We start from the raw sequence: 26,571 nt of genomic DNA on the forward strand, positions 1-26,571 counted from the left end.
CCCGGCCCGGCCGGGAAGATCACGCGTCGACGGCGCTCTCCGCCCGACCGCGGCGCCGCAGCGTCTCCTCGGCCGACACCTCGGCCAGTGCCAGGGTCGCCAGGAAGCCGACACCGAGGATGCCTCCGGCGACTCCGGTGGAGACCTTCGCCGCGTCGACGAGTGCCTCGGCGGCGAGCTCGGCTGCCGCCGTCGTCCGCGGGTCGCGCTGCAGCCCGGGGATCGCCGCGCCGATCGAGTCGTGCACCGCCGTCACCACGGCCGACCGGGCCGCCGGAGGCAGCGGGATGGCGTCGAGACGCGCCTGGGTGCCGTGGGTGAGTGAACTGATGAGCAAGCCGCCGAGCACCGCCACGCCGAGGGCCGACCCGATCTGCCGGACCGTGGTCAGCATTCCCGACGCCTCACCGGACAGGCCGACCGGCACCTCGGCAAGGGAGACACTCGTCACCTGGGCGGTTGCCATGCCCACGCCGAGTCCGTAGAGGAAGAGACAGGCCCCGACCGACACCGCAGTGCCCGGCAGCACCAGGGCCAGGGCCGCGACGGCGAGGGCCTCGACGAGGACGCCGAACTGGACGACGCGGCGGGCGCCGATCCGGCGGGTGAGCTGGGGGACTGCGCCGGACATCAGGAAAGTGCCGATGGCGAGCACCATCATCAGCCAGCCGGTGCCCAGCGCGTCGTAGCCCAGCGCGCCCTGCAGGACGAGGGGAAGGGCGAAGAGCATGCCGAATTCCCCGAGAGTGATCACGAGGGAGGCGATGGCGCCGTACCGGAAGTTCGCGATGCGCCACAACCCGAGGTGGGCCTGGACGATCGCACCGCGGCGATGCCGGACCTGCTCCGCCCACACCCACAGCCCCATCACGACGACCCCGCCGGCAAGGGCGAACGGCACGGGCGACAGCGAGCCGTCGGCCTGGTGCAGCCAACCGAACGAGGAGGACTCGACCAGGGCGAAGACGATGCCGCCGAGGCCCAGGGTGGCCAGCACCGTGCCGGACCAGTCGATCCCCCGGCGCAGCGTACGGTCCCGGGTCTCCGGCAGGTAGCGGGTGGCCAGGATCACGGCGGCGATCCCGAACGGGACGTTCAGCCAGAAGGCCCACCGCCAGCTCGCGTCGGTGGCGAGCCAGCCGCCGACGAGCGGGCCGACAGCCGCCATGCCGCCGATCGCCGAGCCGTAGATCGCGAAGGCGATGTTGCGGTCCTTGCCGGTGAACATCGCGTTGATGGTCGAGGTGGTGGCGGGCAGCACCATGGCCGCCCCGATGCCCTGCACCAGCCGGGCCACCAGCAGCACCTCGGGGCTGCCCGCCGAGCCGGCCACCAGGGAGGATGCCATGAAGACGACCAAGCCGGCGACGAACATCATCCGGCGGCCAAACAGGTCACCGAACCGGCCCGACGTGAGCATGAGTGACGCGAAGACGAGGGAGTAGACGGCGCTCACCCACTGTGCCTGGGTGGCCGTCATATGGAGGTCGTCGATGACGACGGGGAGTGCGACGTTGGCGATGGTGGCGTCCATGATCACCAACGAGGTGCCCAGGGCGATGGCGGCCATCGCCCACCAGCGGTGGGGCACACCGGTGAAGTCGCCGGTGGAGGCCGGGGTGGACGCGGGAGCGGGCACCGGGGCGGGCCCGGCGGAACCCGTGGGACGGCCAGGGGCGGAAGCGGTGGGGTCGGACATCGAGTCTCCCGGACGGTGCCACGCGATATGGCAGGGACAATCTTGCTGACAGCTAGACGGTAACATGCCGACGGCGTGTTGGTAAATGTCGGGCCGGGTGACGTGCATCGCCCTGATCGGGCGGATCCGTGGGAGGATGAGCCGGTGCCGAAGATCTCTGCCGCGACCGTCGCCGAACATCGGGCGATGAAGGAACGTCAGGTGATCTCGGCGGCTGTCGACCTGCTCACCACCGAAGGGGCGGCGGCTGTCACGCCGGCTGCGGTGGCCGCGCGAGCCGGCCTGGCCCGGACCAGCGTGTACCAGTACGCGCGGTCGGGCAACGAACTGGTCGCGCTGGCGGTGGAGGAGACCTTTGTCCAGGTGAAGGCTGCCCTGGCGGTGGCTCTCGATGCTGCCGGCTCCGATCCCGCGGCCCGGCTGGAGGCGATCATTCGTACGGTCCTCCAGGGGGCGGCGGACGGGCATGCCCCCGGTCCGGCGGTGGATGTCGCGGCGCTCGGGTCGGCTCAGCAGGAGCGGCTGCGTCAGCTGCACCAGGAGCTGGTCGCTCCGCTGGCGGCGGCGATCGAGGCGGCGGGTGCCAAGGACGTGAGGCTCCTGACGGCGATCTCCTGGGGAGCGATCAACGGGGTGGTCCCCCTGATCGAGCACGGGATGCCTGTCGAGGCGGCGGTCGCCTCGGTGGTGGCGTACGTCCGGGCTGGGGTCTCCACGGACCCCTGAGCCGAGCCTGGCCGGGGTCCTCGACGGACCTCTGAACCCCTCGAGCCTGAGCGGTGCGGCCGTGGGGGCGGATCGATCAGTGGGAGTTCAGTTCGTAGCGCTCCCGCGCCAGGAAGATGCTGTCGCCGGTCAGATTCGAGGAGCAGCTGACGCCGTTGGACTGGCTGAAGCACATCATGTCGCCCATCCGGACGGCCTGACCGTACGCGAGGGTCGGGATCGAGGAGCCGGTCGTGGGCTGGCGGATGCTGTCGCCGGCGCACACCACCGTCGCGTGGCCGTTCGTGTCGATGCCGAGGTCCCCGTGGTCCAAGGTGCAGCCGTCCGGTGCCGGTGGGGTCCAGGCGCGGTCCTTGGCGTCGCACCGTACGTTCGACGAACCCATCTGGCAGACGATGTTGCCCGTCGGCGACACGAACTGGTAGGCGGCCTGGCCCGACAGATCCAGGACGGCAGCACGGGTCGGCGCCGGACTCGGGGTGGCGGACTCGGCGGTCGACGGGGAGCCCGCGGGGGAGGTCGAGGGGGATCCACCCGCCGTCGGGGAGGCCACCGCAGTGGCGACGGGGGAGGCGATGGCCCCCGGGCGCGGATCCAGGAACAGCACGCTCCCGATCACGGCAAGGACGACCAGTAGAAGCGCACCGCCGGTGACCAGGAGCACGATGCGTCGACGGGACGGACGGTCGTCGGTAGCCGTCCGGGCGGCGGATCCGCGGGTGGACGCCGGGTCAGCGGACGAACGAGGGGTGGACAACGGTTCAGGGTGCCTCACTTGCCGTCCTGCAGGGTCTCCCAGATCTCCTTGCACTCAGGGCACACCGGGAACCGGTCGGGATTGCGGGACGGCACCCACACCTTGCCGCACAGGGCGATGACCGGGGTGCCCATCACCATGGCCTCGGTGAGCCGTTCCTTGGGGACGTAGTGCGAGAAGCGCTCGTGGTCGCCCTCCTCGTAGCGGAGGTCCTCCTCCTGCTCGACGCGCTCGTCGACGAGGGTCTCGGCGCCGGGGGCCAGATGCTGGGTCATGGGACGAGTCTACGTTCCGATCACTTCGGGCTCACCCAGCGACAGCATCAGCCGGTTCGCCCAGGCGAAGAACGCGGTGGCGCCGATGACATCGAGGATCGCCAGGCCGTCCAGACCGGACGACCGCAGCGCCGCCAGGTGCTCCGGGCGCAGTTCCACCGGTGTCACGGTCAGGGCCACGGCTGCGTCGGTGATCGCCGACCAGCGCGGATCCGATCCGTCGTCGGTCAGCGCGTCCGGCCCCTCGGCGAGCAGCCGCTGGATGTCGGCTTCGCGACCTGAGTGGTGGCTGGCGAAGCGCGCGTGCACCGAGGCGCAGAACACACACCCGTTGACCCGCGACGTCACCGCCGCGGCCAGTTCGCGCTCCCCGCGGGGGAGCCCGTCGCGGGTGGAGTGGAAGATGTCGAAGTCCGCGCGCGTCCGGGCCTCCAGCACCGTCGGATCCTCGGCCAGCAGCCGGAAGTACGGGCTGGCGGCCCGCGAGGCCTGCACCAGGCCGGCGCGTTGCGCGTCGGTCAGCTCGGCCTCGGCCGGAGGCTCGAGCCAGGGCACCCAGCCCAGTGTGTCCTGGGTGAACGAGCGCGGACGGTCGAGCTCGGGACGGAGGACAGCGATGGTCATCAGGCTCCTTCGGTGGCGAGTTGGCGCAGCCCGTGGACGAGGCGGATCTGGTAGCCGAGGAAGGCGACGGCCTGGGAGAGGGTCACGATGCCGGCCTGCGACCAGCCGGCCCGGACCAGCGCCGCGAGCGCCTCGGGGCGGGAGTCGCGGGGATGGAACACCAGCAAGTGCGCATGCTCCAGCCCGGCAGCCAGTCGGTCGCCGAACCGGTCGCGGATGTCCGGCCCGGCGGCGTACGCCGTGCCCGGTTCGCTCTCGTCGGCGAGGTCAGGCTCGCGATAGCTGCCCCACGGGCCGGCACCCGCCGCGCGGCCGGCTTCGGTCAGCACCGGCTCGACCAGATCCGGGGCCACCTCGCCCAGCAGCCGCGCGTAGTGGTCGGTGACCGCGTCAGCATGATGCAGCGCGGCGACGAAGACGGCAACGGCCAGCCGGTGGTGGCGTGGGACCTGGTCGCCGGCGGCCGGTCCGAAGAGCAGATCGTGGGCCCGCTGGGTCTGCTCGCGGGCGATCGGCCGCCGGCGACGCAGCTCGTCGAGGTACCCACCCGATCGGAGGCCGGCCAGGTCGTCGACGACATCCACGGTGTCCGCTGTCGTTGAGGGCTGGCTGGCCGGGGCACTCACGCGGCGGTCCGGTCCGCGGCCGGGCGGTCGCCCGCGGTGGCCACTCGCCAGCCGAAGTGTGGCGCGACCCGGTCGGCGATCAGGGCGATGGACCGCAGGGTGGCCTCGTGCGGCGGGTCCACCGAGTGCACTTGGAAGACGACGTCGGTGGCCCGCGGCAGCACGGTGTCGGATTCGAGAGAGGCGATCACGTCGTCCGGGGTGCCGGCATGCGTGTCGGTCGCCGCGGCCAGGTCCTCCAGCGGGGCGGAGGCGAACCGCGGGTCGAGGTAGCGCAGCCGGTCCACCCCGCGCCGGAGCCCGTGCTCGGCGTACGCTTCCGCCTCGGCTCGGTCCTCGCTGACGAACAGCGTGCGTGAGGCCATGATCCGTGGCGCCACGTGCCGGGGCAGTGCCGCCAGGTAGGCGTCGACGATCGGGTGCTGCAGCTCGGCCAGAGTCGTCTCCGGCCTGTCGTCAGGTCGCGGCTGGGTGCGCGACAGCATCAGGCCGAGGCCGCGCCGGCCGGCCTGGCGGCCACCGTCCGCGGAGAAGGTCGCGTGCCACAGGCGCTGCGGCAACGTGCCTCCGGACGGATACAGCCGGTTCTCGGTGCCCGCGATGCCCCGTCCCTCCCAGGCGTCGAGCAGGGTGCGCAGGTGCCGGAAATAGGTGCCGTGCCGGCTCTCGAACCGGTGCCCGAACGTGGCGAAGGATCCCGGGGTGCCGCCGGAGGCCAGCCCGACCTCGAGGCGGCCGTCCGCGAGCCGGTCGAGCACGGCGAGGTCCTCGGCCACCCGGACCGGTTCCTCCATCGGCAGGGTGATCACTCCGGTGCCGAGGCGGATCCGGGTGGTCCGGGCGGCGGCGTACGCCAGGAAGACCAAAGGGGAGGGGAGACCCCCTTCGAGCTCATGGAAATGGTGCTGGGCGACCCAGGCCGACCGGTAACCGTGACGCTCCGCCTGCTGGATCTGGGCAAGCGCGTAGCGGTACCGGTCGGCGGCGGGGGCGTCCTCGAGGAGACGGGTGAAGAAGCCGAGGGCTGGTGCGGTCATACGGGACTCCTGGGATCGAGGCGAGTGCCTCGGGCGATAATACCTACTTGAGATCTAGAGTATAAGGTAAAATTCAGAGATAGATAAGTGGCGTTTAAGTTAGGTGGAGTTGCGATGCCACACCGGACCACCCGTACGATCCCCGCCGAGCTGGACCACCTCGTGCTGGCCACGCCCGACCTGTCCGCCACGGTGGCCGGGCTGGCGGAGGCGGTCGGGGTCCGGGCCGCACCGGGGGGACGGCACCCCGGGCGTGGGACCCGCAACCCGTAGTTCACGCTGACCACACCATCGCACTGACCACGAGACGGAGAATCCATGAGCACCCTGCGCGACTACCTCGTCCAGAAGAAGTCGGCCCTGCTGGCCCGCCGCTCCGCAGCGGCCGCCGCCGGCCACCCGACCCAGGAGATCAGCGCCCACGTCACGGCGGAGGGGCGTTCCGGCGTCCGCCGGATCCGGATCCGCGACCACCAGATCATCAGCGACAGCCCGGCCGACTTCGCCGGCTACGACCTGGGTCCCTCGTCGCCGGAGATCCAGCTCGGCGTGCTCGGCAGCTGCCTGACCCACATCTATCTGATCAAGGCCGCCGAACTCGACGTGCCGCTGGACTCCCTCGACATCGACCTCCGTGCCCAGCTCGATCCGCGCGGCGGACTGCCTGAGTTTCCCGAGGTCCCGGTGGAGTTGCAGGGGATCAGCTACGAGGTGCAGATCGGGTCGCCGGCCGATGACTCCCGGCTCGACCTGCTCAGGGCAGAGGTCGAGCGGGTCTGCCCGGTGCTCAACCTGCTCACCAAGCCGCAGACCATCACCGGTTCGGTGGTACGAGTGGGCGCCGGCCGGGTCCCGGCCCACGCCTGAGCCCTCGTCGGAAGGGAAGAGCTTCGCGGTCGGTTGCGGTCGGTGGGCCGCCAGGCCGGGTGGAACCTGCTCGGCGGCCCACCATAGGGCATGGTCACGCCGGGATGGAGGACTATTCCGACGGCGCGGAGTCCACCACTTCGGTCGTCACCGACGTGAGCATCATGACGGTGCCCGGTTTGAGCCATTGGGCGTACGTGGCACCCGAGGTCGTCCGCTCCCCCAGCACTTGTCCGGTGTCCTGGTCGAGGATGAGTTCTTTGCGTTCGTCCCACGGGCCCGTGATCGCCAGCGCGGTGCCGATGCGGCCCTCCAGGTCCGTCGACGTCGCGGTGACGGAGACACCGTCGATACGACTCATCACCTCGAACAGCGCGGCGCGCAGATCGTACGGCACCTGGCCGGTGCGCAGCAGATCGACGCCGTAGGTGAACATGGAGTCGGCCAGTCCGTTGCCGTGGCCACGGGCGCGGTCCTCCAGACGTTGATACAGCGCGTCGGGATCGCGCGGAAGGTCCGCCATCCACGCATCGGTCGGCTGCTGCCAATCGGCCATTCTGGGTCCGTAGAAGTCCCCGTTCTTGGCGCGGTGGTACTCCGGCGGTGTGGGCGGATTCCGCTGCATCACCTTCGTCCCCTGGGCATTCAATGGCTTCAGATGAGCGCGACCCGAGCGCGTCATCACCCAGTCGCGCGAGGGATCGCCCGGCTTGTAGACGGTGATGATCTCCTTGTCCTGCCACATTCCGGTGTCCGGGGCTCCGCTTGCCCAGAGATTCACACTGGTGATCTTCAGGTACTGGTCCGGTCCCACCACCGGATCGGGGTTGTCCTGGGCCGCTCGGGCGCTGGCCTTCAGCACCTCGGTAGCCTCCGCGGTGGCGGCGCCGTGCGGCAGGACCGCCGGGAGGGTGAGTCCGATTGCCAGCACCGCTGCGGCCGCCCCGAGGAAGACACGGCGCCGAAGGCGCGCGGCGGGAGGACGTGACCCGGCTCGACGCGCACGCCCATTCAAGGGGATCGCGGCGGAGCCTGGCGCGGCCGGGCGGGGAGAAGTGTCATCGGCCGCTACGATCCGGGCGCGCACGCGGGCCAACACCGCCGGGTCGACGGTCAGCGCCGCCCCCAGCGAGCGCACCGCCACCAGGTCATGGTCGCGGTCGAGCCTGTCGCGGTCGTCATCGAAGCCGTCATGGAGGTCACCCGAGGAGTTCATGGGAAGGCCTTTCGGGAGGAAGATCAACTGGGGAGAGGTGGGCGCGTACCTGCCGGCGGGCCCGATGGAGTCGCGAGCGCACTGTGCCGAGGGGGATGTCCAGCGCCTGGGCGATCTCGGCGTAGGACAGGTCGGCCCACGCGTAGAACAGCAGCACCTCCCGATCGTCATCGGCCATCGCGCGGAGAGCCTCGATCAGCCGGCCGCGTTGGGCGGCGGCGTCGGCCCGGGCGGCGATCGTCACGGTGTCGAGGTCGGTGGCAGCGGTGAGCGGCAGCCTCGCGTACGCGGCCAGTTGGCGCGCTTCGTCGCGGTGGTGACGCTGGATCAACCGGGCCGCGATGCCGAACAGCCAGGCCCTGGGATGACCGCGGGCGGGATCGAAGCGTTCGATCTGTTCCACTGCTGTCAGGAAGGTTCGTCCCAGCAGGTCCTCAGCGGCGGAGGGCCCGACGCGTCGGGCGAGGTAGCGGTAGAGATCCCGGGCATGGTCATCGAACAGCTCCCCGACGTCAGGCGGTGTACTCACACTGGTACTTGCCCGCAGGGCGGGATCGGGTTCACTGCGCCTCCATCCGGGGGCCGTCAGGTGCACGAATTGCCGCCAGATGCGAACTATAGCCCTGTCCTATGACCACTCTGTCGCGAACAAAGACCGTCGGCGACACGCCGATGTCGCGCTGCCCGCCAGCTCCATGACCGGGATGGCACTTCGGAGCCCGTGGCCGCCTACCATGGGGCCAGTGAGTGCCCCCTTCCCCGAAGCCCCCGATCTCCGGTCCCGCGGACTATCGCCCGCCTACCCGGACCGGGCCGCGTGGGGCACGGTCAAGAACCTTCGCGCCTGGCAGGCAGCGGCGCTGCGGCAGTATCGCGAGGAGGAGCCGCGCGACTTCCTCGCCGTCGCCACCCCTGGTGCCGGCAAGACCTCCTTCGCCCTCACCGTGGCCGCCGACCTGCTCAACCGGCGGATCGTCGACCGGATCCTCATCGTTACCCCGACCGAACACCTCAAGACCCAGTGGGCCTCGGCCGCCGACCGGGTGGGCCTGCTGATCGACCCGGAGGGCAGCGCCAAGGGCGGCGCGGCGGGCAGACACTTCGTCGGCACCGCCCTGACGTACGCCGGGGCGGCCGTCAACCCGAACGCGCTGCGGATCCGGATCGAGCAGCACAACACCCTGGTGGTCTTCGACGAGATCCACCACGCCGGTGATGCGTTGAGCTGGGGTGAGGCGGTCCGCGAGGCCTGCGAGCCGGCGAAGCGGCGTCTGTCCCTCACCGGCACCCCGTTCCGCTCCGACGCCAACCCGATCCCGTTCGTGACGTACGAACCGGACGGCGAGGGCACCATGCGGTCCCGGCCCGACTACAACTACGGCTATGCCGAGGCGCTGGCCGACGGCATCGTCCGTCCGGTGCTGTTCATGGCCTACTCCGGCGACATGCACTGGCGGACCAATGCCGGTGACGAGGTGACCGCCCGGCTCGGCGAACCGATGACCAAGGACATGATCTCCCAGGCGCTGCGGACCGCCCTCGACCCGCACGGGGCCTGGATCCCGGCGGTCCTGCGGGCCGCCGACACCCGGCTGAGCGAGGTACGCCAGTCAGTGCCCGACGCCGGTGGCCTGGTGATCGCCAACGACCAGTCCAGCGCCCGCGCGTACGCCCGGATGCTGCACCACATCACCGGCGAGAAGCCGACCGTGGTGCTCTCCGACGAGCCGAAGTCGGGGGACCGGATCAGTGCGTTCGCCGCCTCGCGGGACCGGTGGATGGTCGCGGTCCGGATGGTGTCCGAGGGGGTCGACGTGCCCCGGCTGTCGGTGGGGGTGTACGCCACGATGACCGCCACACCGCTGTTCTTCGCCCAGGCCGTCGGCCGTTTCGTCCGGGCCCGCGCCCGTGGGGAGACCGCCACGGTGTTCGTCCCGAGCGTGCCCCGGCTGCTGACGTACGCCTCGGAGATGGAGGTCCAGCGGGACCATGCGCTGAAGCGGCGGACCGAGGACGAGACCGACCTGCTGGCCGAGGCCCAGCGCGAGCAGAACACCGCCGATGCCGACCTCGACGGGGAGAAGCACCAATTCCAGGCGCTCGCCTCCGAGGCGGACTTCGAGAAGGTGGTCTTCGACGGCGGTGAGTTCGGTCTCACTACGATGGCCGGTTCGGCGGAGGAGCAGGAGTACCTGGGGCTGCCGGGGCTGCTCGATCCGGGCCAGGTGAAGGACCTGTTGCAGCGCCGGCAGGCCGACCAGCTCGCCCGCAGCGAGTCCCACCCGGCACGGGGACAGGAGGATCCGGCCGGCCGGGTCCGCCAGCAGGCGACCCACCAGCGGCTGCGGGCGCTGCGCAAGGAACTGAACTCGCTCGTCTCGGCCTGGAACCACCGCACCGACCTGCCGCACGGGGTGATCCACAACAAGCTCGTCCAGGCAACCGGTGGGCCGCCGTCGGCGGCGGCCGACGAGGCGATGCTGGAGGCACGGATCGACCTGATCCGTCAGTGGGCGATCACCGGTGGGGGGCCGCGCTGAGGGACAGTACGGCACCAGCGCCTGCCGGCGTGGAGGCGGTGGGGCGTGGGGGGCGGTCCGCAGGCGGTCCGCCGGCCCCGGGACACGTAGGCTTGGCTCGTGACTGACAACGCGCCCGGAACGCCCTCGACCCCGCCCGATCGTCCCGCCGCTCCCGCCGGGTGGTATCCGGATCCTGCCGCACCGACGAGCCAGGAGCGGTACTGGGACGGTGCCCGGTGGACCGAGCAGACCCGCGGCGCCGAGGCGGCCGGAGGCTACGGTCAGCAGGCTCCGGGTCAGCCGGGCTACGGCCAGCAGGGGTACGGGCCGGCCGGCTACACCCAGCCCGGCAACGGTCAACCCGGCTACGGGCCGGCCGGCTACGGTCAGGGTCAGGGCGTCCCGGGTCAGGACTCCGCAGGCCAGGGTGCGTACGAGCAGCAGCCCGGTGCCCCGGTCCCGGGGGCTCAGCCCTACGGCCAGCCGGCCGGCTACCCGTACGGCCAGTCGGGTCAGCCCGGCCAGCAGCCCACCGGCTATCCCTATGGTCAGCAGCCCTACAGCCAGCAGTACGGTCAGCAGCCCTATGGTCAGCCTCAGTACGGTCAGCCGGCGTACGGCTATGGCTATGGCTACCAGACCGGCCCGACGACCGCCGACGGTGTGCGGTTGGCGGGCTGGTGGGCGCGGCTGGCGGCGTTCATCATCGACTCGATCCTGCTCGGGATCGTCACCGGACTGACCACCGCGTCGCTGCTGGCGCCGTACAGTGACGCCGTCTCCCGGTGGTTCGAGGGGATCGCCTCGGGGTCGACGACCGACCTCGCGTCGCTGCTGGAGTCCTACCCCACCCCGGTCGGGGTGATGGGTTTCTGGCCGGCGCTGGGTGCCATCCTGGCCCCGATGGGCGTCTGGTTCGTGTACTACCTGCTGCTCACCCGCTTCCGCGGCGCCACCGTCGGCAAGATGCTGCTGGGACTGAAGGTCGTACCGGTGGATCGGGGCCGGGCCACCGAGCCGGTCGGCTGGGGCGCCTGCGCTGTCCGGGCACTGCTGTGGGTGCTGCCCAACATCTCCCAGCTGGCGTTGCCGATCAGCTTCCTGGTGTTCTTCCGCTACCTCGACGGTCTGTGGCCGGTCTGGGACCGCAAGCGTCAGGCAATCCACGACAAGGCCGCACGCACCCAGGTGATCCGCACCCGATGATCGTCGGCGGCCCGGTGGCGGCCCTCGTGCTGCGATCCGTCCGCACCCACTGACGTGACCCGGCCCACCGGTCCGTGTCCGACGTAGTGGGGTGGGGCGGGGCGGAACACCGGATAGGCTGAGGACCTGGGGCGCCGCGGTGCCTCTCTCCGCCTCCGATCCTCGTCCTGGCAAGGAAAAACGTGGTAGTACCGAGCCCTCAATTGCACCGGCTGGCCGGCGACCTCGGGATCGCCACCAGCTACTACGACACGCGGGGTCGTCATGTCGAGGTCTCGGCCGAGACCCTGGTGTCGGTGCTCGCCGCCATGGGTGTCGACGGGAGCACGCCGGAGGCCGCGGAAGCCGCGATCGAGAAGCGCAAGGACGATGCCTGGCTGAGGGTGCTGCCGTACGTCGTGGTGATGCGGCAGTCGCAGCAGCGGAGCGTCGACGTCCACGTGCCCGACGGACACCCGATCGTCGTCACCGTGGTGCTCGAGGGCGGCCGGACGGTCCTCACCGACCAGGTCGACAACTGGGAACCGGCCCGTGTCGTCGACGGCATCGCGATGGGCGAGGCGTCGTTCCGACTGCCGACCGGGCTGCCCCTGGGGTACCACCGGATCCGGGCCGAGTGGGACGGCCGGTCGGTGTGGGCCCCGATGATCGTCGCCCCGGACCAGCTGGAGCTGCCGGAGCGCACCTGGGGCCCGATGGTCCAGTTGTACTCCGTACGGTCCGCGGAATCCTGGGGCGTCGGGGACCTCGGGGACCTGCGCACGCTGGTCGACTGGGGGGTCGCCCGCGGTGCCGGGTACGTCCTCACCAACCCGATGCACGCCGCCGAGCCCACGGTGCCGCAGGAGGCCTCGCCCTACCTGCCGACCAGTCGCCGGTTCGGCAACCCGATCTACCTGCGGATCGAGGACGTCCCGGAGTACCGGACGCTGTCGCGGGCCCAGCGGTCCCGCATCTCCAAGCGGCGCCGGCAGATCAAGAACGACCCGCGGACCTGGGAGCGGATCGACCGCGACCGGGTGTGGCCGGCCAAGCTGAAGGCGCTGCGTGTGGTGCACGAGGCCGAGCGCACCCCCGAACGCGAGGAGGCCTACCGCCGCTACCGGTTCGAGCAGGAGGAGGGCCTGGTCCACTTCGCCCGCTGGATGGCCCTGGCCGCGACGTACGGTTCGGACTGGCGGCTCTGGGACGCGCCGTTGCGTGACGTGCACTCCGCGGAACTCGACGTGTGGGCCGAGGAGCACGCCGGCGAGGTCGAGTTCCAGATGTGGCTGCAGTGGCTGCTCGACGGACAACTGGACGCGGTGCAGACCGCCGCCACGCAGGCCGGCATGCCGATCGGGGTGATGGGCGACCTCGCGGTCGGCGTCAACGAGTACGGCGCCGAGACGTGGGCCAGCCCCGAGCTCTACGCCCGCGGGGTAACCGTCGGTGCGCCGCCGGACCCGTACAACATGCTGGGCCAGAACTGGAGCCAGCCACCGATGCGGCCCGACGAACTCGCCCGCCAGGGCTACGCGCCGTTCCGGGCGCTGGTCGGCACCTTGCTGCGGCACACCGGCGGGCTGCGGGTCGACCACATCATCGGCCTGTTCCGGTTGTGGTGGATCCCGGCGGGACGTCCGGCCACCGAGGGGACGTACGTCTACTACGACCACGAGGCGATGGTGGGTGTGCTGACCCTCGAGGCGCATCGGGCCGGCGCGGTGATCGTCGGCGAGGACCTCGGCACCGTCGAACCGTACGTCCGCGACTACCTGCGCGAGCGCGGCGTGCTCGGCACCTCGATCCTGTGGTGGGAGAAGAACCATGAGGGGCGGCCGCTGGAGCCGGAGTACTACCGCGAAGCCTGTATGGCGTCGGTGACCACCCACGACCTGCCGCCGACCGCCGGCTATCTGCAGTTGGCCCACGTCAAGCTGCGTCAGGAGCTGGGGGTGCTGACCCGGCCGGTGAACGAGGAACTGGCCGAGGAGGTGGACGAGCAGCAGGCGTTCCTCGAGGCCTGCCGGATCCGCGGCCTGCTGCCGGACGACTTCCGGCTGTTCACCGCGGGGCAACTCGAGGCGCGGCTCGGCGGGACGCCGGTGGCCGGTCCCGATCTCCCGGCGACCGGGTCGTCGGCACTGTCGGTGGAACCGTCACCGGTGACCGAGCCCGCTCCGACGGCCACCCCGGATGCTGCCGACCCGGTCGACGAGGCGGCGCTGCAGCGGGCGGTGGAGGGGCTGTACCGCTATCTGGTGCGGAGCCGGGCCCGGTTGCTCAACGTCGCACTGACCGACCTGATCGGGGACACCCGGATCCAGAACCAGCCGGGCACGTCCTGGGAGTACCCGAACTGGCGCATCCCGCTCTCGGGGACCGACGGCCGGCCGGTGCTGCTGCAGGACGCCCTGGCGACACCCCGCGCCGAGGGGCTGGCGGCGGTGCTGCGCGGGGAGTGACGCGTCGGCGGATGCGTACGTGTCCCCGACGTCCGGCCCGTACGCCACGCGTGGTCGGGCTCGCCCTACACGTAGTCCGACTCGTAGAGGGTCGGGATCACCGGGTCGCCCTGGGACATCTTCCGGGCCGCGCGGGGCAGCTCGCGCAGGCCGGCGCGATGCCGGGTCCGGGCGGCCTGCAGGTCGTCGTCCCAGACGATCTCGCCGGACTTCACCAGCGGGTGCAGCAGCGGCCGATCATCGGTGTCGGAGTGCGGCCGGACGCCGACACCGATCACCTCCGCCTCGGCGATGCCCTGCCCGTTCAGCCGGCGGACGGCATACTTGCGGCCGCCGACGGTGGCCTTGTTGGCCGCCTTCTTCTCCACCGGCGCCAGCGGCGCATCGGGGTCGTTGCCGGTCGCCCGCGCGACGAGCTTGTAGACGAACCCGCAGGTGGGGTGACCGGAGCCGATCACCAGGTTGGTCCCCACCCCGTAGCCGTCGACGGGGGCTGCGGCGAGCGCGCCGATCTGCCATTCGTCGAGGTCGGAGGTGACGATGATCCGGGTCCTGGTGGCGCCCAGGGAGTCCAGCTGTTCGCGGACCTCGCGGGCGGTGATGGCCAGGTCACCGGAGTCGATCCGGACCGCACCCAGTTCGGGGCCGGCCAGGTCCACCGCGGTCCGTACGGCGTCGCTGATGGAGTAGGTGTCCAGCAGCAGGGTGGTGCCCTTGCCCTGCACGGTGAGTTGTGCCTCGAAGGCGTCGCGTTCGGTGTCGTGCAGCATGGTGAACGAGTGCGCTGCGGTGCCCGCGGTGGGGATGCCGAACCGGCGTCCGGCCTCCAGGTTGGAGGTCGAGGCGAAGCCGACGATGTAGGCGGCACGGGCCGCCGCGACGGCGGCCTCCTCGTTGGCGCGTCGGGCGCCCATCTCGATGCACGGGCGGTCACCCGCCATCAGCGTCATCCGGGAGGCGGCCGAGGCGACCGCCGAGTCGTAGTTGTAGACCGACAGCAGCACCGTCTCGAGGATGCACGCCTCGGCGAAGGTGCCCTCCACGATCACCAGCGGGGAACCCGGGAAGTAGATCTCGCCCTCGGCGTAGCCCCAGACGTCGCCGGAGAACCGGTAGTCGGCCAGCCAGTCCAGCACCGGCGCCGAGACGACCTTCTTCTCCCGGAGGAACTCGAGTTCGGCCTCGCCGAAGCGGAAGTCGCGGAGCACCTGCATCGCCCGGCCCACGCCGGCCACCACCCCGTAGCGGCGGCCGGTGGGCAGCCGCCGGGGGAAGAGCTCGAACAGGCTGCGGCGGAGCGCGGTGCCCGACTGCATGGCGGCCTCGACCATCGTCAGCTCGTAGTGGTCGGTGTACAGCGCAGAACTGGTCACATCGAAAGCCTAGTGGTGCCGGTCGCTTCCGGGTGGTGCCGGGTCCCCCCGTCGGGTGAGAGACTGTCCGCTATGACTGCTGATGAGGACCCGACGTCCCCCGCCGGCGGGACGGCGGTCATCGAGCGTCCCGCCGAGGAGGCGATCACCGAACTGCCGTGGACCACGGTCGTCTGGGACGATCCGGTGAACCTGATGTCGTACGTCACGCACGTCTTCGTCACCTACTTCCACTATGCCCGGGACAAGGCCCAGCGGCTGATGCTGCAGGTGCACCACGAGGGCAAGGCGGTGGTGGCGACCGGGACCCGGGAGGAGATGGAGCGCGACGTGAACGCGATGCACCAATTCGGCCTGTGGGCCACTCTCGGACGGGCGGAGTGATCGGGTGAAGCGGTTCCGCAAGCGTGGCCGGGCGTACCAGGCCACGATGGAGGAGTTCGAGGTCGGGCTGTTGGTGTCCCTGTGCGGCCAGCTCATCGACCTGCTCAGCCCGGAGGCGGCGACCGGGCCAGAACCGGCGGAGGAACCCGACGAACCCGACACCGACGAGCCGGACGCCGACCGGGACCTGGACGAGTTGTTCGGCGATCCGGTCGACCTGGGTCTGCCGGGGGAGCCGGGCGGGCCGCGGGGCGGCATCTTCGCCGGCACCGCGGCGGACGACGGAGATGACGGGTCGGACTCCTTCGCCCTGTGGGAGCAGGAGCTCGACCCGCACCGGCCCGAGGCCGAGCGGCCCACCGACCCGGTGCTGCTGCGGCTGTTCCCGGACGCCTACCGGGACGACGACAAGGCCTCCGCCGAGTTCCGTCGCTACACCGAGCCCGACCAACGCCAACGCAAGATCGAGGACGCCCTGATCGTGATGGCCGGGCTGGAGGCCAGTGACCAGGGCCAGCGCCCGGTCCGGGTGCCGCCCGAGCAGGTCGATCCCTGGCTGCGGACCCTCACCACGCTGCGGCTGGTCGTCGCCGAGCGGCTCGGGATCAGCAATGAGCACCCCCAGGGGGACCCGGAGGCGGTGCTGCCCGCCGCCCGCGACTTCATGCTCGAGGTCTACGACTGGCTGGCCTACGTGGAGGAGACGCTGCTCACCGCGCTGTGAGGCCAGGCGCGCCGCGTCACCCGGCGCGCCGCTCCTCCGGTGTGCCGCTCGCTCCGATGGCCGGCTCGGGCTCCGGCGGCCCGCCTCTGGGGACGGGTCGCGGGCGGCTATCTCCGGGAGCCGACGCGCTATCGTCATCGAGTGACCACACGCGACAGGAATGCGCCGATCGGGATCTTCGACTCCGGATTCGGCGGCCTGACCGTGATGCGCGCGGTGGTCGACCAGCTGCCGCACGAGGACATCGTCTACCTCGGGGACACCGCCCGGGCCCCGTACGGCACCCAGTCGCTCGCCTCGGTCCGCGAGTTCGCTCTGGAATGCCTGGACCACCTCTACGAGCGCGGCGTGAAGATGCTCGTCATCGCCTGCAACACCGCCTCCTCGGCGGTGCTGCACGACGCGCGGGAGCGCTACGACGTCCCGCTGGTCGAGGTGATCACCCCGGCGGCGAGCACCGCGGCCCGGGTCTCCCGCGGCGGCCACCTGGGAGTCATCTGCACCACTTCCACGGCCCGGTCCGGGGCGTACGCCGATGCGCTGGCGGCGGTGCCCGGCATCCAGCTGCGGACCCGGCCCTGCCCGCAGTTCGTCGACTACGTGGAGCGGGGGATCACCTCCGGCCCGGAGATCGAACGGGTGGCCCGCGGCTATCTGCGGCCGCTGCAGGAGGCCGGCATCGACACCCTGATCCTCGGCTGCACTCACTACCCGCTGCTCGTCGGGGTCGTCTCGTACGTGATGGGCGACGGGGTGACCCTGGTCTCCAGTTCCGACGCGTGTGCCCGTGCGGTCTACCGACGGCTGACCGACGGCGGCCTGGTGAACGACCAGCCGGACGACGGGACCCGCCGGTTCCTCACCACCGGTCAGCCGGAGCACTTCCGCAGCATCGGTGAACGGCTGATGGGACGCGGGTTCATCGAGTCGGTGGGGCAGTTCCTGTGAGCGCCGGTCCGGCAGCGGCGGGTCCCTCCGATGCCGTTCGGTCCGACGCCGGTCCTGCGCAGGACTCGACGGCGACGGCCGGCGCCGTCGGTGATGCGGCCGAGCTGGTGGTCGTCGGCTGCAGCGGGTCAGGCCCCGGGCCGGACTCGGCCGCGTCGGCCTACCTGGTGCGGGCGACGGTCGACGGAGTCACCACGACCGTCCTGCTCGACCTGGGCGCCGGCGCCTTCGGTCCGCTGCAGCGCCAGGTCGATCCACGCCGGATCGACGCGATCGTGCTCAGCCACCTGCACGCCGACCACTGTGTCGACCTGGCGGCCTGGGACGTCGCGGCCGCCTACTCGGCGACGGCGCCGTGGCGGCCGGTGGTGACGTACGCCCCGGCGGGTGCCGCCGATCGGATCGCCCGGATCTCCGAGGTCGACGACCCGCGGGAGGCGAAGCTGGGACGGTCGCTCGACTTCCGGCCGCTGCGCCAGGGGCGGACCGAGCGGATCGGCTGCTTCACGCTGACCGTGGCGCGGGTCGCCCACCCGGTCGAGACGTACGCCCTGCGGCTCGAGGGTCCGACCGGGACGCTCGTCTACTCCGGGGACACCGGCCCGTGTGCTGCACTGGACGACCTGGCCCGGGGAGCGGATCTGCTGTTGGCGGAGGCGAGCTTCCCCGATGCCGACGGGCTGCCGGCCGATCTGCACCTGTCCGGCCGGCAGGCGGGCGAGTGCGCCGCGGCCGCCGGGGTCGGCACCCTGGTGCTGACCCACGTGCCGGCCTGGGAGGATCCGCAGGAGCGGGCGGTCGAGGCCGGTCGGGTGTTCACCGGCAGGATCATCCTCGCCCGACCGGGTGTGGTGGTCGAGGTGGGCGGCCGCTGAGGCCGGTCACGCCCATCGGTGACGCTCAGAGCACCAGATAGTGCAACTCGTCCACGGCGATCCGCTCGACGATGGCGTGGAGTGTCGGGCCGACGTCCGCACCGACGTCGCAACTGTGCCCGGAGCCGTCGGAGGTCTCGATGTCGGCGGGGCCGGGTAATCTGACCGCCATGACCGCATCCACCGTTCCTGCCCGCACCGATGGCCGGGCCCTCGACCAGCTCCGCGACGTCCGGATCACCCGCAAATGGCTCGACCATGCCGAGGGGTCGGTGCTGATCGAGGCGGGCCGCACCCGGGTGCTGGTGGCGGCGAGCGTGGAGCAGGGGGTCCCGCGGTGGCGCAAGGGATCCGGGCTGGGCTGGGTGACCGCGGAGTACGCGATGCTGCCGCGCGCCACCAACGAGCGCACCCAGCGCGAGGCGGTCAAGGGCCGGGTCGGCGGCCGTACGCACGAGATCTCCCGGCTGATCGGCCGCAGCCTGCGGGCTGTCATCGACTACAAGGCCCTCGGGGAGAACACGATCATGATCGACTGCGACGTGCTGCAGGCCGACGGCGGCACCCGCACCGCGTCGATCACCGGGGCGTACGTCGCTCTGCACGACGCCGTCTCCTGGCTGCGGGAGCGGGATCTGCTCGCCGGGGAGCCGCTCAAGGACTCCGTCTCGGCGATCTCGGTCGGGGTCGTCGGTGGGACGCCGATGCTCGACCTCAAGTACGACGAGGACTCGACCGCCGACACCGACATGAATGTGGTGATGTCCGGTGACGGCCGGTTCATCGAGGTGCAGGGCACCGCCGAGGGGGAGCCTTTCGACCGCGACCTGCTCAACGCCCTGCTCGACCTCGCCGCCCAGGGCACTGCGGAGCTGCGCGACCTGCAGCTCGCCGCCCTCGGCCTGGCCGCACCGGTCGGCGTCGGGAAGTGACCACGACGGTGGGGCGACACGGGCTGGAGCGGGTGGTGCTGGCGACGAACAACGCCAAGAAGCTCGTCGAGCTGCGCCGAGTGCTGGCCGAGACCGGCCTCGACATCGAGGTGTTGGGGCTGGGCGACTTTGCGCGGTATCCGGAGCCGGCCGAGGATGGCCGGACCTTCGACGACAACGCGCTGATCAAGGCCCGCGCCGCGGTCACCCACACCGGGCTGCCGGCCCTCGCCGACGACTCCGGCCTCGAGGTGGACGTGCTCAACCGGATGCCGGGCGTACGGTCCTCCCGCTGGGCCGGCCCGGCCGGCGACGACGCGGCGAACCTGCAACTGGTGCTGGCGCAGCTCGACGACGTGCCCGACCGGGAGCGCACCGGCCGGTTCGTCTGCTCGATGGCCCTGGTGCTGCCGGACCTGGTCGCCGACCCGACGGGGCGGACGCCGGGGCAGGAGTTCCTGCAGCGCGGCGAGGTGGAGGGCCGGATCATCCGTGCTCCGCGGGGGGAGAACGGCTTCGGCTACGATCCGATCTTCCAGCCCCTCGGCGAGCAGCGGACCACGGCGGAGCTGACCCCGGAGGAGAAGGATGCGATCAGCCACCGCGGCCGCGCGGTGCGGGCGATGGCGTCGTTCATCAGGGGCCTGCGAGAGCACCCCGTCGTGACCCACTGAGAGGGACCGTCATGCAGCAGTACCTGGACCTGCTCCAGCACATCCTCGACACCGGGGCGCACAAGGACGACCGCACCGGCACCGGCACGATCAGCGTCTTCGGCGCCCAGCTGCGATTCGACCTGCGCACAGGATTCCCGCTGCTGACCACCAAGAAGGTGCACACCCGCTCGGTGTTCGGTGAGCTGCTGTGGTTCATCCAGGGCTCGACCAACGTCGGCTGGCTGCACGACCACCGGATCTCGATCTGGGACGAATGGGCCGGCGAGGACGGCGACCTCGGCCCGATCTACGGCCACCAATGGCGATCCTGGCCCGACCCGGAGCACGGCGGCTCGATCGACCAGCTCGCCGCGGTGATCGAGGCGATCAAGCGCAATCCGGACTCCCGCCGGCACATCGTCTCGGCCTGGAACGTGGCCGACATCCCGCAGATGGCGCTGCCCCCGTGCCACGCCTTCTTCCAGTTCTATGTGGCGCCGCCGGCGGCGGGGGAGAGCCGCGGACGGCTTTCGTTGCAGCTCTACCAGCGTTCGGCCGACATGTTCCTCGGGGTGCCGTTCAACATCGCGTCGTACGCCCTGCTCACCCACATGGTCGCCCAGGTCTGTGATCTCGAGGTCGGGGACTTCGTGCACACCTTCGGCGACGCCCACATCTACCGCAACCACCTCGACCAGGTGCACGAGCAGCTGAGCCGTACGCCCCGGGCCCTGCCGCAGCTGCGGCTCAACCCCGAGGTACGCGACATCGACGGGTTCACCCTCGACGACATCGAGCTCATCGGCTACGACCCCTACCCGGCGATCAAGGCTCCGGTGGCGGTGTGAGCGAGCGGTCGGGCGACGAGCCGGGTGGGCCCGAGCGCCGGTCGGGTGCTGTGTCCGTCGGCCGTGCGGGCGACCGACCTGAGTTCGTCGCCATCGCGGCCGTCGCCGACAACGGGGTGATCGGGGCGGAGGGCGGTATCCCCTGGCGGCTGGACGGCGACCTGCCCCGACTCAAGCGGCTCACCATGGGCCACGTGTTGCTGATGGGCCGGCGGACGTACGACACCCTGGGCCGGCCGCTGCCCGGACGGACGACCATCGTGCTGACCCGCGACCCCGACTGGCACGCCGCCGGCGTACTGGTCGCGCACGATCTCGACGCCGCGCTGGCCCTGGCCGCCGAGGCGGCCCCGGGACGAATCGTCTGGGTCTTCGGCGGCGGCGAGATCTATCGCCTCGCCTGGGGCCTGCTGGATCGGCTGGAGATCACCGAGGTGCACCGCACCCCGACGGGCGACACGACCTTCCCACCGGTCGACCCGGCCCGGTGGGCCGAGACCGCCCGCGAGGCCCACGACGGCTTCGACTTCGTCACGTACGTGCGCAGGTGGCAGGCCTGACCGCAGGTGCCGTGTCGCGGGACGAGCACCGCGTCAACCAAGGTTGACTCCGATCGAGCTGTCAACTATGGTTGACGCATGAGTGATCCGAGAGATCTGGCGGCGAATGCCGTCGGCGACGATCCGGGCCTGGGATTGCGGGCCGTACGGTCGCTGCACGTGCTGGCTGACCGGTTGGAACGCCTCCAGGTGCACCGCGCCCGGGAGCTGGGCTGGACCTGGGAACAGGTCGCCCATGCCCTCGGCGTCACCCGCCAGGCCGTCCACAAGAAGTACGCACGAGACACAAGGAGCTGACCGATGTTCGAGCGATTCACCCGTCCCTCCCGCGAGGCGGTCGTGGCCGCCCAGGCGGTGGCTGCCGAGACCGGGGCCACCACGATCGACTCCCGCCACCTGCTCGTCGCGCTGCTGGCCGGGGTCGACGCCACCTCCTCGGTGGGCCGTGCCCTCGCAGCGGTCGACGCTGATCCTGCCGCCGTCGCGGCCGCGGTCCGCACGTCACTGGCCACCGCGGGCGACCTCGACGCCGAGGCGCTCGCCTCGCTGGGGATCGACCTGGAAGCGATCCGTGCCCGGGCCGACGAGGTCTTCGGGCCCGGCGTTCTGGACGGTCCGGCCGGCGGACGACCCGCCGGCGGCAATGGCGGTGGACGCCTGCCGTTCAGCGGCGACGCGAAGAAGACCCTGGAGCTGGCCCTGCGGGAGGCGATCCGGATGAAGTCCAGGGAGATCGACGACCGCCACCTGATGCTGGGCCTGTTGCGCGACACGCGGAACCCCGCCCGTACGGCCCTGGCTGCGGTGCTGCCGATCGAGGCGTTCTGGACGGCCCTCGAAACCGCCTGAGCAGCCTTGTGGCGGGCGGCTTGTCGGTGCCATACGCCGTCCAGGTGCTGCGACGACGGCAACATCTGCTCGGCGACGACAAGGATCGGGCTGTCGACCCATCGTGGATCGTCTTCCCGGCCGGGGCGCGACCCCTGTCCGGGGGACGATGACGAGGTGACTGCGCGTATATCTCCGCTGCGGATCGTGGGCCACGCCCTCTGGCTCGGTCCGGCGTTGGTCTGGGTGGCAGTGGTGCTGTTCGGGATCGTGATATCCGCGGTCCATCGGTCGGTGAATGACGTCACCACGACTGTGCTCGTCGTGGGGGTCGGTGTGTACGCTTCGCCGATCTGGGTCCCGGTCTCCGTGCTGGTCTGCAGTGTGATCGGTCTGGTCACTGCCGGCGTTGTCGCCGTGACACGGCGGGCGGGGACCATCGGTGGGGCGGCGGCGGTGGTGGTCCTGATCGCCCTGGGGATGTACGGCGCCGTCGCCGGCGGACTGGCCGAGGCCGCCGGAGAGATCGGCTGGCTCGCCGGCATCGTCGGCTGGGCGGTCGTCACCGGATGCGGTGCCCTGCTGCTTGCCCGGCCCCGCCGCGGTGCGCCGAAGCCTGTCGACTGCCCGCTCGGCCGGCGGGCCGGATGGTGGTCGCTGGCCTCGGTTCTGATGGCATGCGCCACCTGGATCGGCTACCTGAGGCTGTGGTTCGCCATGTCCTCGTACGATCCGACCACCGACTGCGCCAGGCGACTCGCGACCACCACGACACAGGTGGTCTACGCCAGCTCCGTCTTCCCTCCACAGGGCTGGTGCCTGGCCGGCGACGTCAGTCAGCCGTGGGTGCCGTTGTGGACCGGGCCGTTGCTGGTCGTCGGGCTTGGCGTGACCGCGGGGTGTGCGCTGCTCGCCCGGCACTGTCTGGCGCTGCGATCCGAGGAGTTCACGCTGCGGCAGGCGCGGCGTCGCACTACGGTCACCGGCGCGGTGATGCTCGCCGCCACCCTCGCCGGGGCTGTGATGGTCGCCCTGGTCCGACCGCCGGCCGATGCCGTCCGGCGGGCCCAGGTCGCGTCGGCGGGGTCACCGACTGGCGGCGCCACCCCGTCGCCGTCCTCGATGCTGACCTCGGCGCCGGCTTCGGCGCTGGCTGTCTCGGTCGTTGACGTCGACGCCGATCTGGGCCGACTGCGGCAGATCGCTCTGGACACGGGAGGATCGGGCCTGCAGTGGCCCCAGCAGCCGACGATCGCCGACGCCGCCTGCGCCGACGCGTCCGGGCGGGCCGGCACCGCCCGGACGCTCACCGGCCGGTTCACCACCCGTGACCCGGCCACAGCGACCGACAACAACGACTTTCTGTCGATCACGCAGGCCAACGAGAAGGTCGCCCGTCAGATCGTCGACGCCTGGGCTACCGGCGGGATCGTGGCCGCCCCCTGGCCGCTGCACGGGGAATGGGAGGCCGGCGACGGCGGCCATCGCACGCTCGACCGGGCCCACATCGGATTCGTCGACGGGGTCGGCGACATCCGGGTGACCGGTGCCTGCGTGACGGCCGGCTGAACTCTCCAGGGCTCTGCCGACGGACGCCGCCTCAGTCGCGGATGGTGACCGCGTTCGCGGTCTCGCGGTCCAGGCGACCGAAGTTGTAGTACGCCGCGCAGGCGCCCTCGGGGGAGACCATGCAGGTGCCGATCGGGGTCGCCGGGGTGCACGCGGTGCCGAACACCCGGCACTGCCACGGCTTGATCCGGCCGGTCAGCACGGAGCCGCACTCGCAGGCCGGCGGGTCGGCGACCCGTACGCCCGGGACGCTGAACGCCGCCTCGGCATCCCAGGCGGCGTACTCGGGGGCGATCCCCAGGCCGGAGTGGTCGATCCAGCCCAGGCCCCGCCACTCGAAGGTGTCGCGGGTGCGGAAGACCCGGCGCATCAGTTGTTGGGCGACCGGGTTGCCGTCGGGGCGCACCACCCGGGCGTACTGGTTCTGCACTGTGGCCCGGCCGGCGGCGACCTCGCCGGAGACGAACTGCTCCAGCAGCATCGCGACCGCCTGCAGGACGTCGAGCGGTTCGAAGCCGGTGACCACGACCGGCCGGTTGAACTCCTCGGCCAGGAAGGCGAACGCGCGGGTGCCGACCACCGTCGCCACGTGGCCGGGGCCGATGAAGGCATCGATCTCGGTCTCACCGCCGTCGACGATGGCGCGCAGCGGCGGCTCGGTGGTGACGTGGTTGCTGAACACCGAGAAGTTGTCCAGGCCTTCGACTCGGGCCCGTTCCAGGGTGACGGCGGTGGACGGGGCGGTCGTCTCGAAGCCGACCGCGAAGAACACCACCTGTTTGTCCGGGTGGTCCCGGGCGATCGGCAGCGCGTCCAGCGGCGAGTAGACGAAGCGTACGTCGGCGCCGGTGGCCCGCACCTGCAGCAGCGACTCCCGCGATCCGGGCACCCGCATCATGTCGCCGAAGGTGGTGAGGATCACGCCGGGCTGCCGCGCCAGCCAGATCGCGTCGTCCACCCGTCCCATCGGGATGACGCAGACCGGACAGCCGGGGCCGTGGATGAACTCGATCCGCTCCGGCAGCAGGTGCTCCAGGCCGTGGCGGTAGATCGTGTGGGTGTGGCTGCCGCAGATCTCCATCACCCGCAGTGGCCGGTCGAGCCGAGCGGACAGCTCCTCGATGCGGCACAGCAGGGCCCGGGCGGCGGCCGGGTCGCGGAACTCGTCGACGTACTTCACTCGATCGCCGACTTCCGGAACGAGTCCAGTTCGTCGTCGAAGGTGGTGCCGCCCAGGCGTCTGATCTGCTCCAGGGTGATCGCTGCCTCCTCGGCGTCGATCCTGCTCAGCGCGAACCCGACGTGCACCAGCACCCAGTCCCCGGGGCGGAGTTCCTCGTCGGCGAGCAGGTCAGTGGCGACCGTACGTTCGACCCCGCTGATCGCCACCCGGGCCCGCGGCTCGCCCGGATCGGGGATCGCGATGACCTCCGCCGGCACTCCCAGACACATGTCCGCGTCCTCTCCACGTTCTCCGTGCGCGTCGTTCTCCGTGCGCGGCCCGTCATTTCCCGTACGCTCCCGACGTTCTCGGTGCACGTCCCGTACGTCCTCCGTACGCTCCCGGCCGGGCCGCCCGCCGACGCGGGACTATCATCCTCCCGGACGCGGCCCCGGTGCCACCGCGGTCACCCACCGTCGCGCGGAGCGGAGTGAATCGATGGATCCCAAGAATCGCCTCAACGACGACGAGAAGGACGTCAACGAGCGGATCGGCCGGGTCCGGGCCAGGCGGCCGCGGTTCACCGACGAGTACGTGACGCTGGCCCACGGCGCCGGCGGGAAGGCCTCCGCCGCGTTGGTCGACGCGGTGTTCCTCGACGGGTACGGCAACGACGTCCTGGCGGAGCTGGGCGATGCCGGTGTGGTGGGGCTGTCCGCGCTGGGGCAGGTCGCCCCGGGGGTCTCCTTGGCCATGTCGACCGATTCGTACGTGGTCAACCCGCTGGAGTTCCCGGGCGGCAGCATCGGCGAACTCGCGGTCAACGGCACGGTCAACGACCTCGCGGTGAGCGGGGCGCGACCGGCGGTGGTCTCGGCGGCGTTCGTGCTGGAGGAGGGGCTGGACATCGCCACCCTGCGCCGGGTGGTCGCCGACATGCGCCGGGCCGCGGCCGAGGCCGGCGTACGGATCGTCACCGGGGACACCAAGGTGGTGCCCCGGGGCGCGGCGGACCGGCTCTACATCACCACCGCCGGGGTGGGCCTGATCCCGGCCGGTCGGGCCCTCGGCGCGGCCCAGGTGCGGCGCGGCGACCGGCTGCTGGTGTCGGGCCCGATCGCCGACCACGGCATGGCGGTGATGCTCGCCCGCGGCGACCTCGCCATCGACGCCCCGATCCGCTCCGACACCCGCGCGGTCAACGGCCTGGTCGAGGCGCTGCTCGCCGCCGCCCCGCACACCCGCTGGATGCGCGACGCGACCCGCGGGGGCCTGGCCACGGTGCTCAACGAACTGGCCCGGGCCGCGGACCTCGGCGTGGTCGTCGAGGACGAGGCCGTGCCGGTGCGCGAGATGACGCGTGCGGCCTGTGACATGCTCGGCCTGGATCCGCTCTACGTCGCGAACGAGGGCACCTTCGTGGCCGTGGTGGCGGCCGATGAGGCCGACGCGGCGCTGGCTGCGGTCCGTGGCCTTCCCGGCGGGGAGGAGGCAGCCCTGATCGGCCGGATCGTGGCCGAACCGGCGGCGGCTGTGGTGCTGGTCACCGGCTTCGGTGGCACCCGGATGGTCGACATGCTGGTCGGGGATCCGCTGCCGAGGATCTGCTGAGGAGCGGATTCGTCGCTCCCGTCCCTCCGGCAGATCGGTCGCTGTCGCTCCGTGTGTTTCGGCCGGGTTGCGCATTTCGGCTCGGTTGTGCGCTTCGCC

At 71.4% G+C, this 26,571-nt stretch carries 30 protein-coding genes; 18 read left to right on the plus strand and 12 right to left on the minus strand.

The genetic code is table 11. The features are described 5' to 3' along the window. Positions 1-19: 19 nt before the first annotated feature. Positions 20-1,699: an MFS transporter gene (locus R0145_RS04640; RefSeq protein WP_317839242.1), complete on the minus strand. Its 1,680-nt coding sequence runs from the start codon at positions 1,697-1,699 to the stop codon at positions 20-22. A 144-nt stretch (positions 1,700-1,843) separates the two neighbouring features. On the opposite strand from R0145_RS04640, the gene R0145_RS04645 reads away from it, so the two are divergent. Beyond that, positions 1,844-2,425 carry a TetR family transcriptional regulator gene (locus R0145_RS04645; protein WP_317839243.1) on the plus strand — a complete coding sequence of 194 codons (582 nt, stop codon included), beginning with the start codon at positions 1,844-1,846 and terminating at the stop codon, positions 2,423-2,425. 76 nt (positions 2,426-2,501) lie between these two features. Here R0145_RS04645 and R0145_RS04650 read toward each other — a convergent pair whose 3' ends face one another. Genes R0145_RS04650 through R0145_RS04670 form a run of 5 tightly spaced genes read right to left on the minus strand, consistent with a single transcriptional unit; the run spans position 2,502 to position 5,744 of the window. Beyond that, positions 2,502-3,182, minus strand: a complete 681-nt coding sequence (locus R0145_RS04650; protein WP_317839244.1) for a DUF6636 domain-containing protein — start codon at positions 3,180-3,182, stop codon at positions 2,502-2,504. Positions 3,183-3,196: 14 nt separating this feature from the next. Further along, complete coding sequence (locus R0145_RS04655; protein WP_317839245.1) at positions 3,197-3,457, minus strand: DUF3039 domain-containing protein; 261 nt, start codon at positions 3,455-3,457, stop codon at positions 3,197-3,199. Positions 3,458-3,466: 9 nt separating this feature from the next. Further along, positions 3,467-4,081, minus strand: coding sequence for an alkylhydroperoxidase domain protein (locus tag R0145_RS04660; protein WP_317839246.1), 615 nt, complete (start codon positions 4,079-4,081; stop codon positions 3,467-3,469). After that, positions 4,081-4,665 carry a CMD domain protein gene (locus R0145_RS04665; protein WP_317839247.1) on the minus strand — a complete coding sequence of 195 codons (585 nt, stop codon included), beginning with the start codon at positions 4,663-4,665 and terminating at the stop codon, positions 4,081-4,083. The genes R0145_RS04660 and R0145_RS04665 overlap by 1 nt, the downstream gene beginning before the upstream one ends. Before the next feature lie 38 nt (positions 4,666-4,703). After that, the gene (locus tag R0145_RS04670) at positions 4,704-5,744 is read right to left on the minus strand and encodes a putative FMN-dependent luciferase-like monooxygenase (RefSeq protein ID WP_317839248.1); all 1,041 of its coding nucleotides are present in this window, start codon (positions 5,742-5,744) and stop codon (positions 4,704-4,706) included. A gap of 114 nt (positions 5,745-5,858) precedes the next feature. On the opposite strand from R0145_RS04670, the gene R0145_RS04675 reads away from it, so the two are divergent. Then, the gene (locus R0145_RS04675; RefSeq protein ID WP_317839249.1) at positions 5,859-6,017 is read left to right on the plus strand and encodes a VOC family protein; all 159 of its coding nucleotides are present in this window, start codon (positions 5,859-5,861) and stop codon (positions 6,015-6,017) included. A 45-nt stretch (positions 6,018-6,062) separates the two neighbouring features. Next, positions 6,063-6,611 carry an OsmC family protein gene (locus R0145_RS04680; RefSeq protein WP_317839250.1) on the plus strand — a complete coding sequence of 183 codons (549 nt, stop codon included), beginning with the start codon at positions 6,063-6,065 and terminating at the stop codon, positions 6,609-6,611. Between the two features lie 112 nt (positions 6,612-6,723). On the opposite strand, the gene R0145_RS04685 is transcribed toward R0145_RS04680, so the two are convergent. Next, on the minus strand, positions 6,724-7,827 hold the full coding sequence (locus tag R0145_RS04685; RefSeq protein ID WP_317839251.1) for a CU044_5270 family protein: 1,104 nt from the start codon (positions 7,825-7,827) through the stop codon (positions 6,724-6,726). Beyond that, on the minus strand, positions 7,811-8,356 hold the full coding sequence (locus R0145_RS04690) for an RNA polymerase sigma factor (RefSeq protein ID WP_317839252.1): 546 nt from the start codon (positions 8,354-8,356) through the stop codon (positions 7,811-7,813). The genes R0145_RS04685 and R0145_RS04690 overlap by 17 nt, the downstream gene beginning before the upstream one ends. A 205-nt stretch (positions 8,357-8,561) precedes the next feature. Here R0145_RS04690 and R0145_RS04695 point away from each other — a divergent pair, with 205 nt between their 5' ends. From R0145_RS04695 to malQ, 3 genes are all read left to right on the plus strand, one after another. Further along, positions 8,562-10,367, plus strand: a complete 1,806-nt coding sequence (locus R0145_RS04695; protein ID WP_411742074.1) for a DEAD/DEAH box helicase — start codon at positions 8,562-8,564, stop codon at positions 10,365-10,367. Positions 10,368-10,466: 99 nt separating this feature from the next. After that, entirely contained in the window at positions 10,467-11,555 is a 1,089-nt protein-coding gene (locus tag R0145_RS04700; RefSeq protein ID WP_317839254.1) for an RDD family protein, read from the plus strand. Between the two features lie 182 nt (positions 11,556-11,737). Beyond that, positions 11,738-14,002: a 4-alpha-glucanotransferase gene (malQ, locus tag R0145_RS04705; RefSeq protein ID WP_317839255.1), complete on the plus strand. Its 2,265-nt coding sequence runs from the start codon at positions 11,738-11,740 to the stop codon at positions 14,000-14,002. A gap of 65 nt (positions 14,003-14,067) precedes the next feature. Here malQ and R0145_RS04710 read toward each other — a convergent pair whose 3' ends face one another. Then, the gene (locus R0145_RS04710) at positions 14,068-15,375 is read right to left on the minus strand and encodes a nicotinate phosphoribosyltransferase (protein ID WP_317839256.1); all 1,308 of its coding nucleotides are present in this window, start codon (positions 15,373-15,375) and stop codon (positions 14,068-14,070) included. Positions 15,376-15,447: 72 nt separating this feature from the next. On the opposite strand from R0145_RS04710, the gene clpS reads away from it, so the two are divergent. The 4 genes from clpS to R0145_RS04730 all read left to right on the plus strand — a co-directional run bounded on the left by clpS (position 15,448) and on the right by R0145_RS04730 (position 18,306). Next, on the plus strand, positions 15,448-15,759 hold the full coding sequence (gene clpS / locus R0145_RS04715) for an ATP-dependent Clp protease adapter ClpS (protein ID WP_317839257.1): 312 nt from the start codon (positions 15,448-15,450) through the stop codon (positions 15,757-15,759). 4 nt (positions 15,760-15,763) lie between these two features. Further along, the gene (locus tag R0145_RS04720) at positions 15,764-16,483 is read left to right on the plus strand and encodes a DUF2017 domain-containing protein (RefSeq protein ID WP_317839258.1); all 720 of its coding nucleotides are present in this window, start codon (positions 15,764-15,766) and stop codon (positions 16,481-16,483) included. Positions 16,484-16,624: 141 nt separating this feature from the next. Then, positions 16,625-17,431 (plus strand): glutamate racemase, encoded by an 807-nt coding sequence (gene murI / locus R0145_RS04725; protein WP_317839259.1) that lies wholly within the window; start codon positions 16,625-16,627, stop codon positions 17,429-17,431. Further along, complete coding sequence (locus tag R0145_RS04730; protein ID WP_317839260.1) at positions 17,428-18,306, plus strand: MBL fold metallo-hydrolase; 879 nt, start codon at positions 17,428-17,430, stop codon at positions 18,304-18,306. The genes murI and R0145_RS04730 overlap by 4 nt, the downstream gene beginning before the upstream one ends. A 25-nt stretch (positions 18,307-18,331) precedes the next feature. Here the strand turns inward: R0145_RS04730 and R0145_RS04735 are convergent, their stop codons facing one another. After that, positions 18,332-18,478, minus strand: a complete 147-nt coding sequence (locus R0145_RS04735; RefSeq protein ID WP_317839261.1) for a hypothetical protein — start codon at positions 18,476-18,478, stop codon at positions 18,332-18,334. Between R0145_RS04735 and rph the strand changes: the two genes are divergently transcribed. The 7 genes from rph to R0145_RS04770 all read left to right on the plus strand — a co-directional run bounded on the left by rph (position 18,477) and on the right by R0145_RS04770 (position 23,699). After that, positions 18,477-19,238, plus strand: a complete 762-nt coding sequence (rph, locus tag R0145_RS04740; RefSeq protein ID WP_317839262.1) for a ribonuclease PH — start codon at positions 18,477-18,479, stop codon at positions 19,236-19,238. The two genes, R0145_RS04735 and rph, sit on opposite strands and share 2 nt — an antisense overlap. Before the next feature lie 23 nt (positions 19,239-19,261). Further along, positions 19,262-19,912, plus strand: a complete 651-nt coding sequence (gene rdgB, locus R0145_RS04745; RefSeq protein ID WP_317840145.1) for an RdgB/HAM1 family non-canonical purine NTP pyrophosphatase — start codon at positions 19,262-19,264, stop codon at positions 19,910-19,912. Positions 19,913-19,923: 11 nt separating this feature from the next. Then, positions 19,924-20,742, plus strand: coding sequence for a thymidylate synthase (locus R0145_RS04750; protein ID WP_317839263.1), 819 nt, complete (start codon positions 19,924-19,926; stop codon positions 20,740-20,742). A 50-nt stretch (positions 20,743-20,792) separates the two neighbouring features. Continuing rightward, positions 20,793-21,302, plus strand: a complete 510-nt coding sequence (locus tag R0145_RS04755; protein WP_317840146.1) for a dihydrofolate reductase — start codon at positions 20,793-20,795, stop codon at positions 21,300-21,302. A gap of 78 nt (positions 21,303-21,380) precedes the next feature. Then, positions 21,381-21,599, plus strand: coding sequence for an RNA polymerase subunit sigma-70 (locus R0145_RS04760; protein ID WP_317839265.1), 219 nt, complete (start codon positions 21,381-21,383; stop codon positions 21,597-21,599). A 3-nt stretch (positions 21,600-21,602) separates the two neighbouring features. Then, positions 21,603-22,151, plus strand: a complete 549-nt coding sequence (locus tag R0145_RS04765; RefSeq protein WP_317839266.1) for a Clp protease N-terminal domain-containing protein — start codon at positions 21,603-21,605, stop codon at positions 22,149-22,151. Between the two features lie 156 nt (positions 22,152-22,307). Then, the gene (locus tag R0145_RS04770) at positions 22,308-23,699 is read left to right on the plus strand and encodes a hypothetical protein (RefSeq protein ID WP_317839268.1); all 1,392 of its coding nucleotides are present in this window, start codon (positions 22,308-22,310) and stop codon (positions 23,697-23,699) included. Between the two features lie 31 nt (positions 23,700-23,730). On the opposite strand, the gene hypD is transcribed toward R0145_RS04770, so the two are convergent. Then, complete coding sequence (gene hypD, locus R0145_RS04775) at positions 23,731-24,879, minus strand: hydrogenase formation protein HypD (RefSeq protein ID WP_317839269.1); 1,149 nt, start codon at positions 24,877-24,879, stop codon at positions 23,731-23,733. Further along, entirely contained in the window at positions 24,876-25,151 is a 276-nt protein-coding gene (locus tag R0145_RS04780) for a HypC/HybG/HupF family hydrogenase formation chaperone (protein ID WP_317839270.1), read from the minus strand. The genes hypD and R0145_RS04780 overlap by 4 nt, the downstream gene beginning before the upstream one ends. 208 nt (positions 25,152-25,359) lie before the next feature. Here R0145_RS04780 and hypE point away from each other — a divergent pair, with 208 nt between their 5' ends. Beyond that, positions 25,360-26,472 carry a hydrogenase expression/formation protein HypE gene (gene hypE / locus R0145_RS04785; RefSeq protein ID WP_317839271.1) on the plus strand — a complete coding sequence of 371 codons (1,113 nt, stop codon included), beginning with the start codon at positions 25,360-25,362 and terminating at the stop codon, positions 26,470-26,472. The last annotated feature ends 99 nt before the right edge of the window (positions 26,473-26,571 follow it).

Origin of the sequence: Raineyella sp. W15-4 (assembly GCF_033170155.1) — a bacterium.
Taxonomy (GTDB): domain Bacteria; phylum Actinomycetota; class Actinomycetes; order Propionibacteriales; family Propionibacteriaceae; genus Raineyella.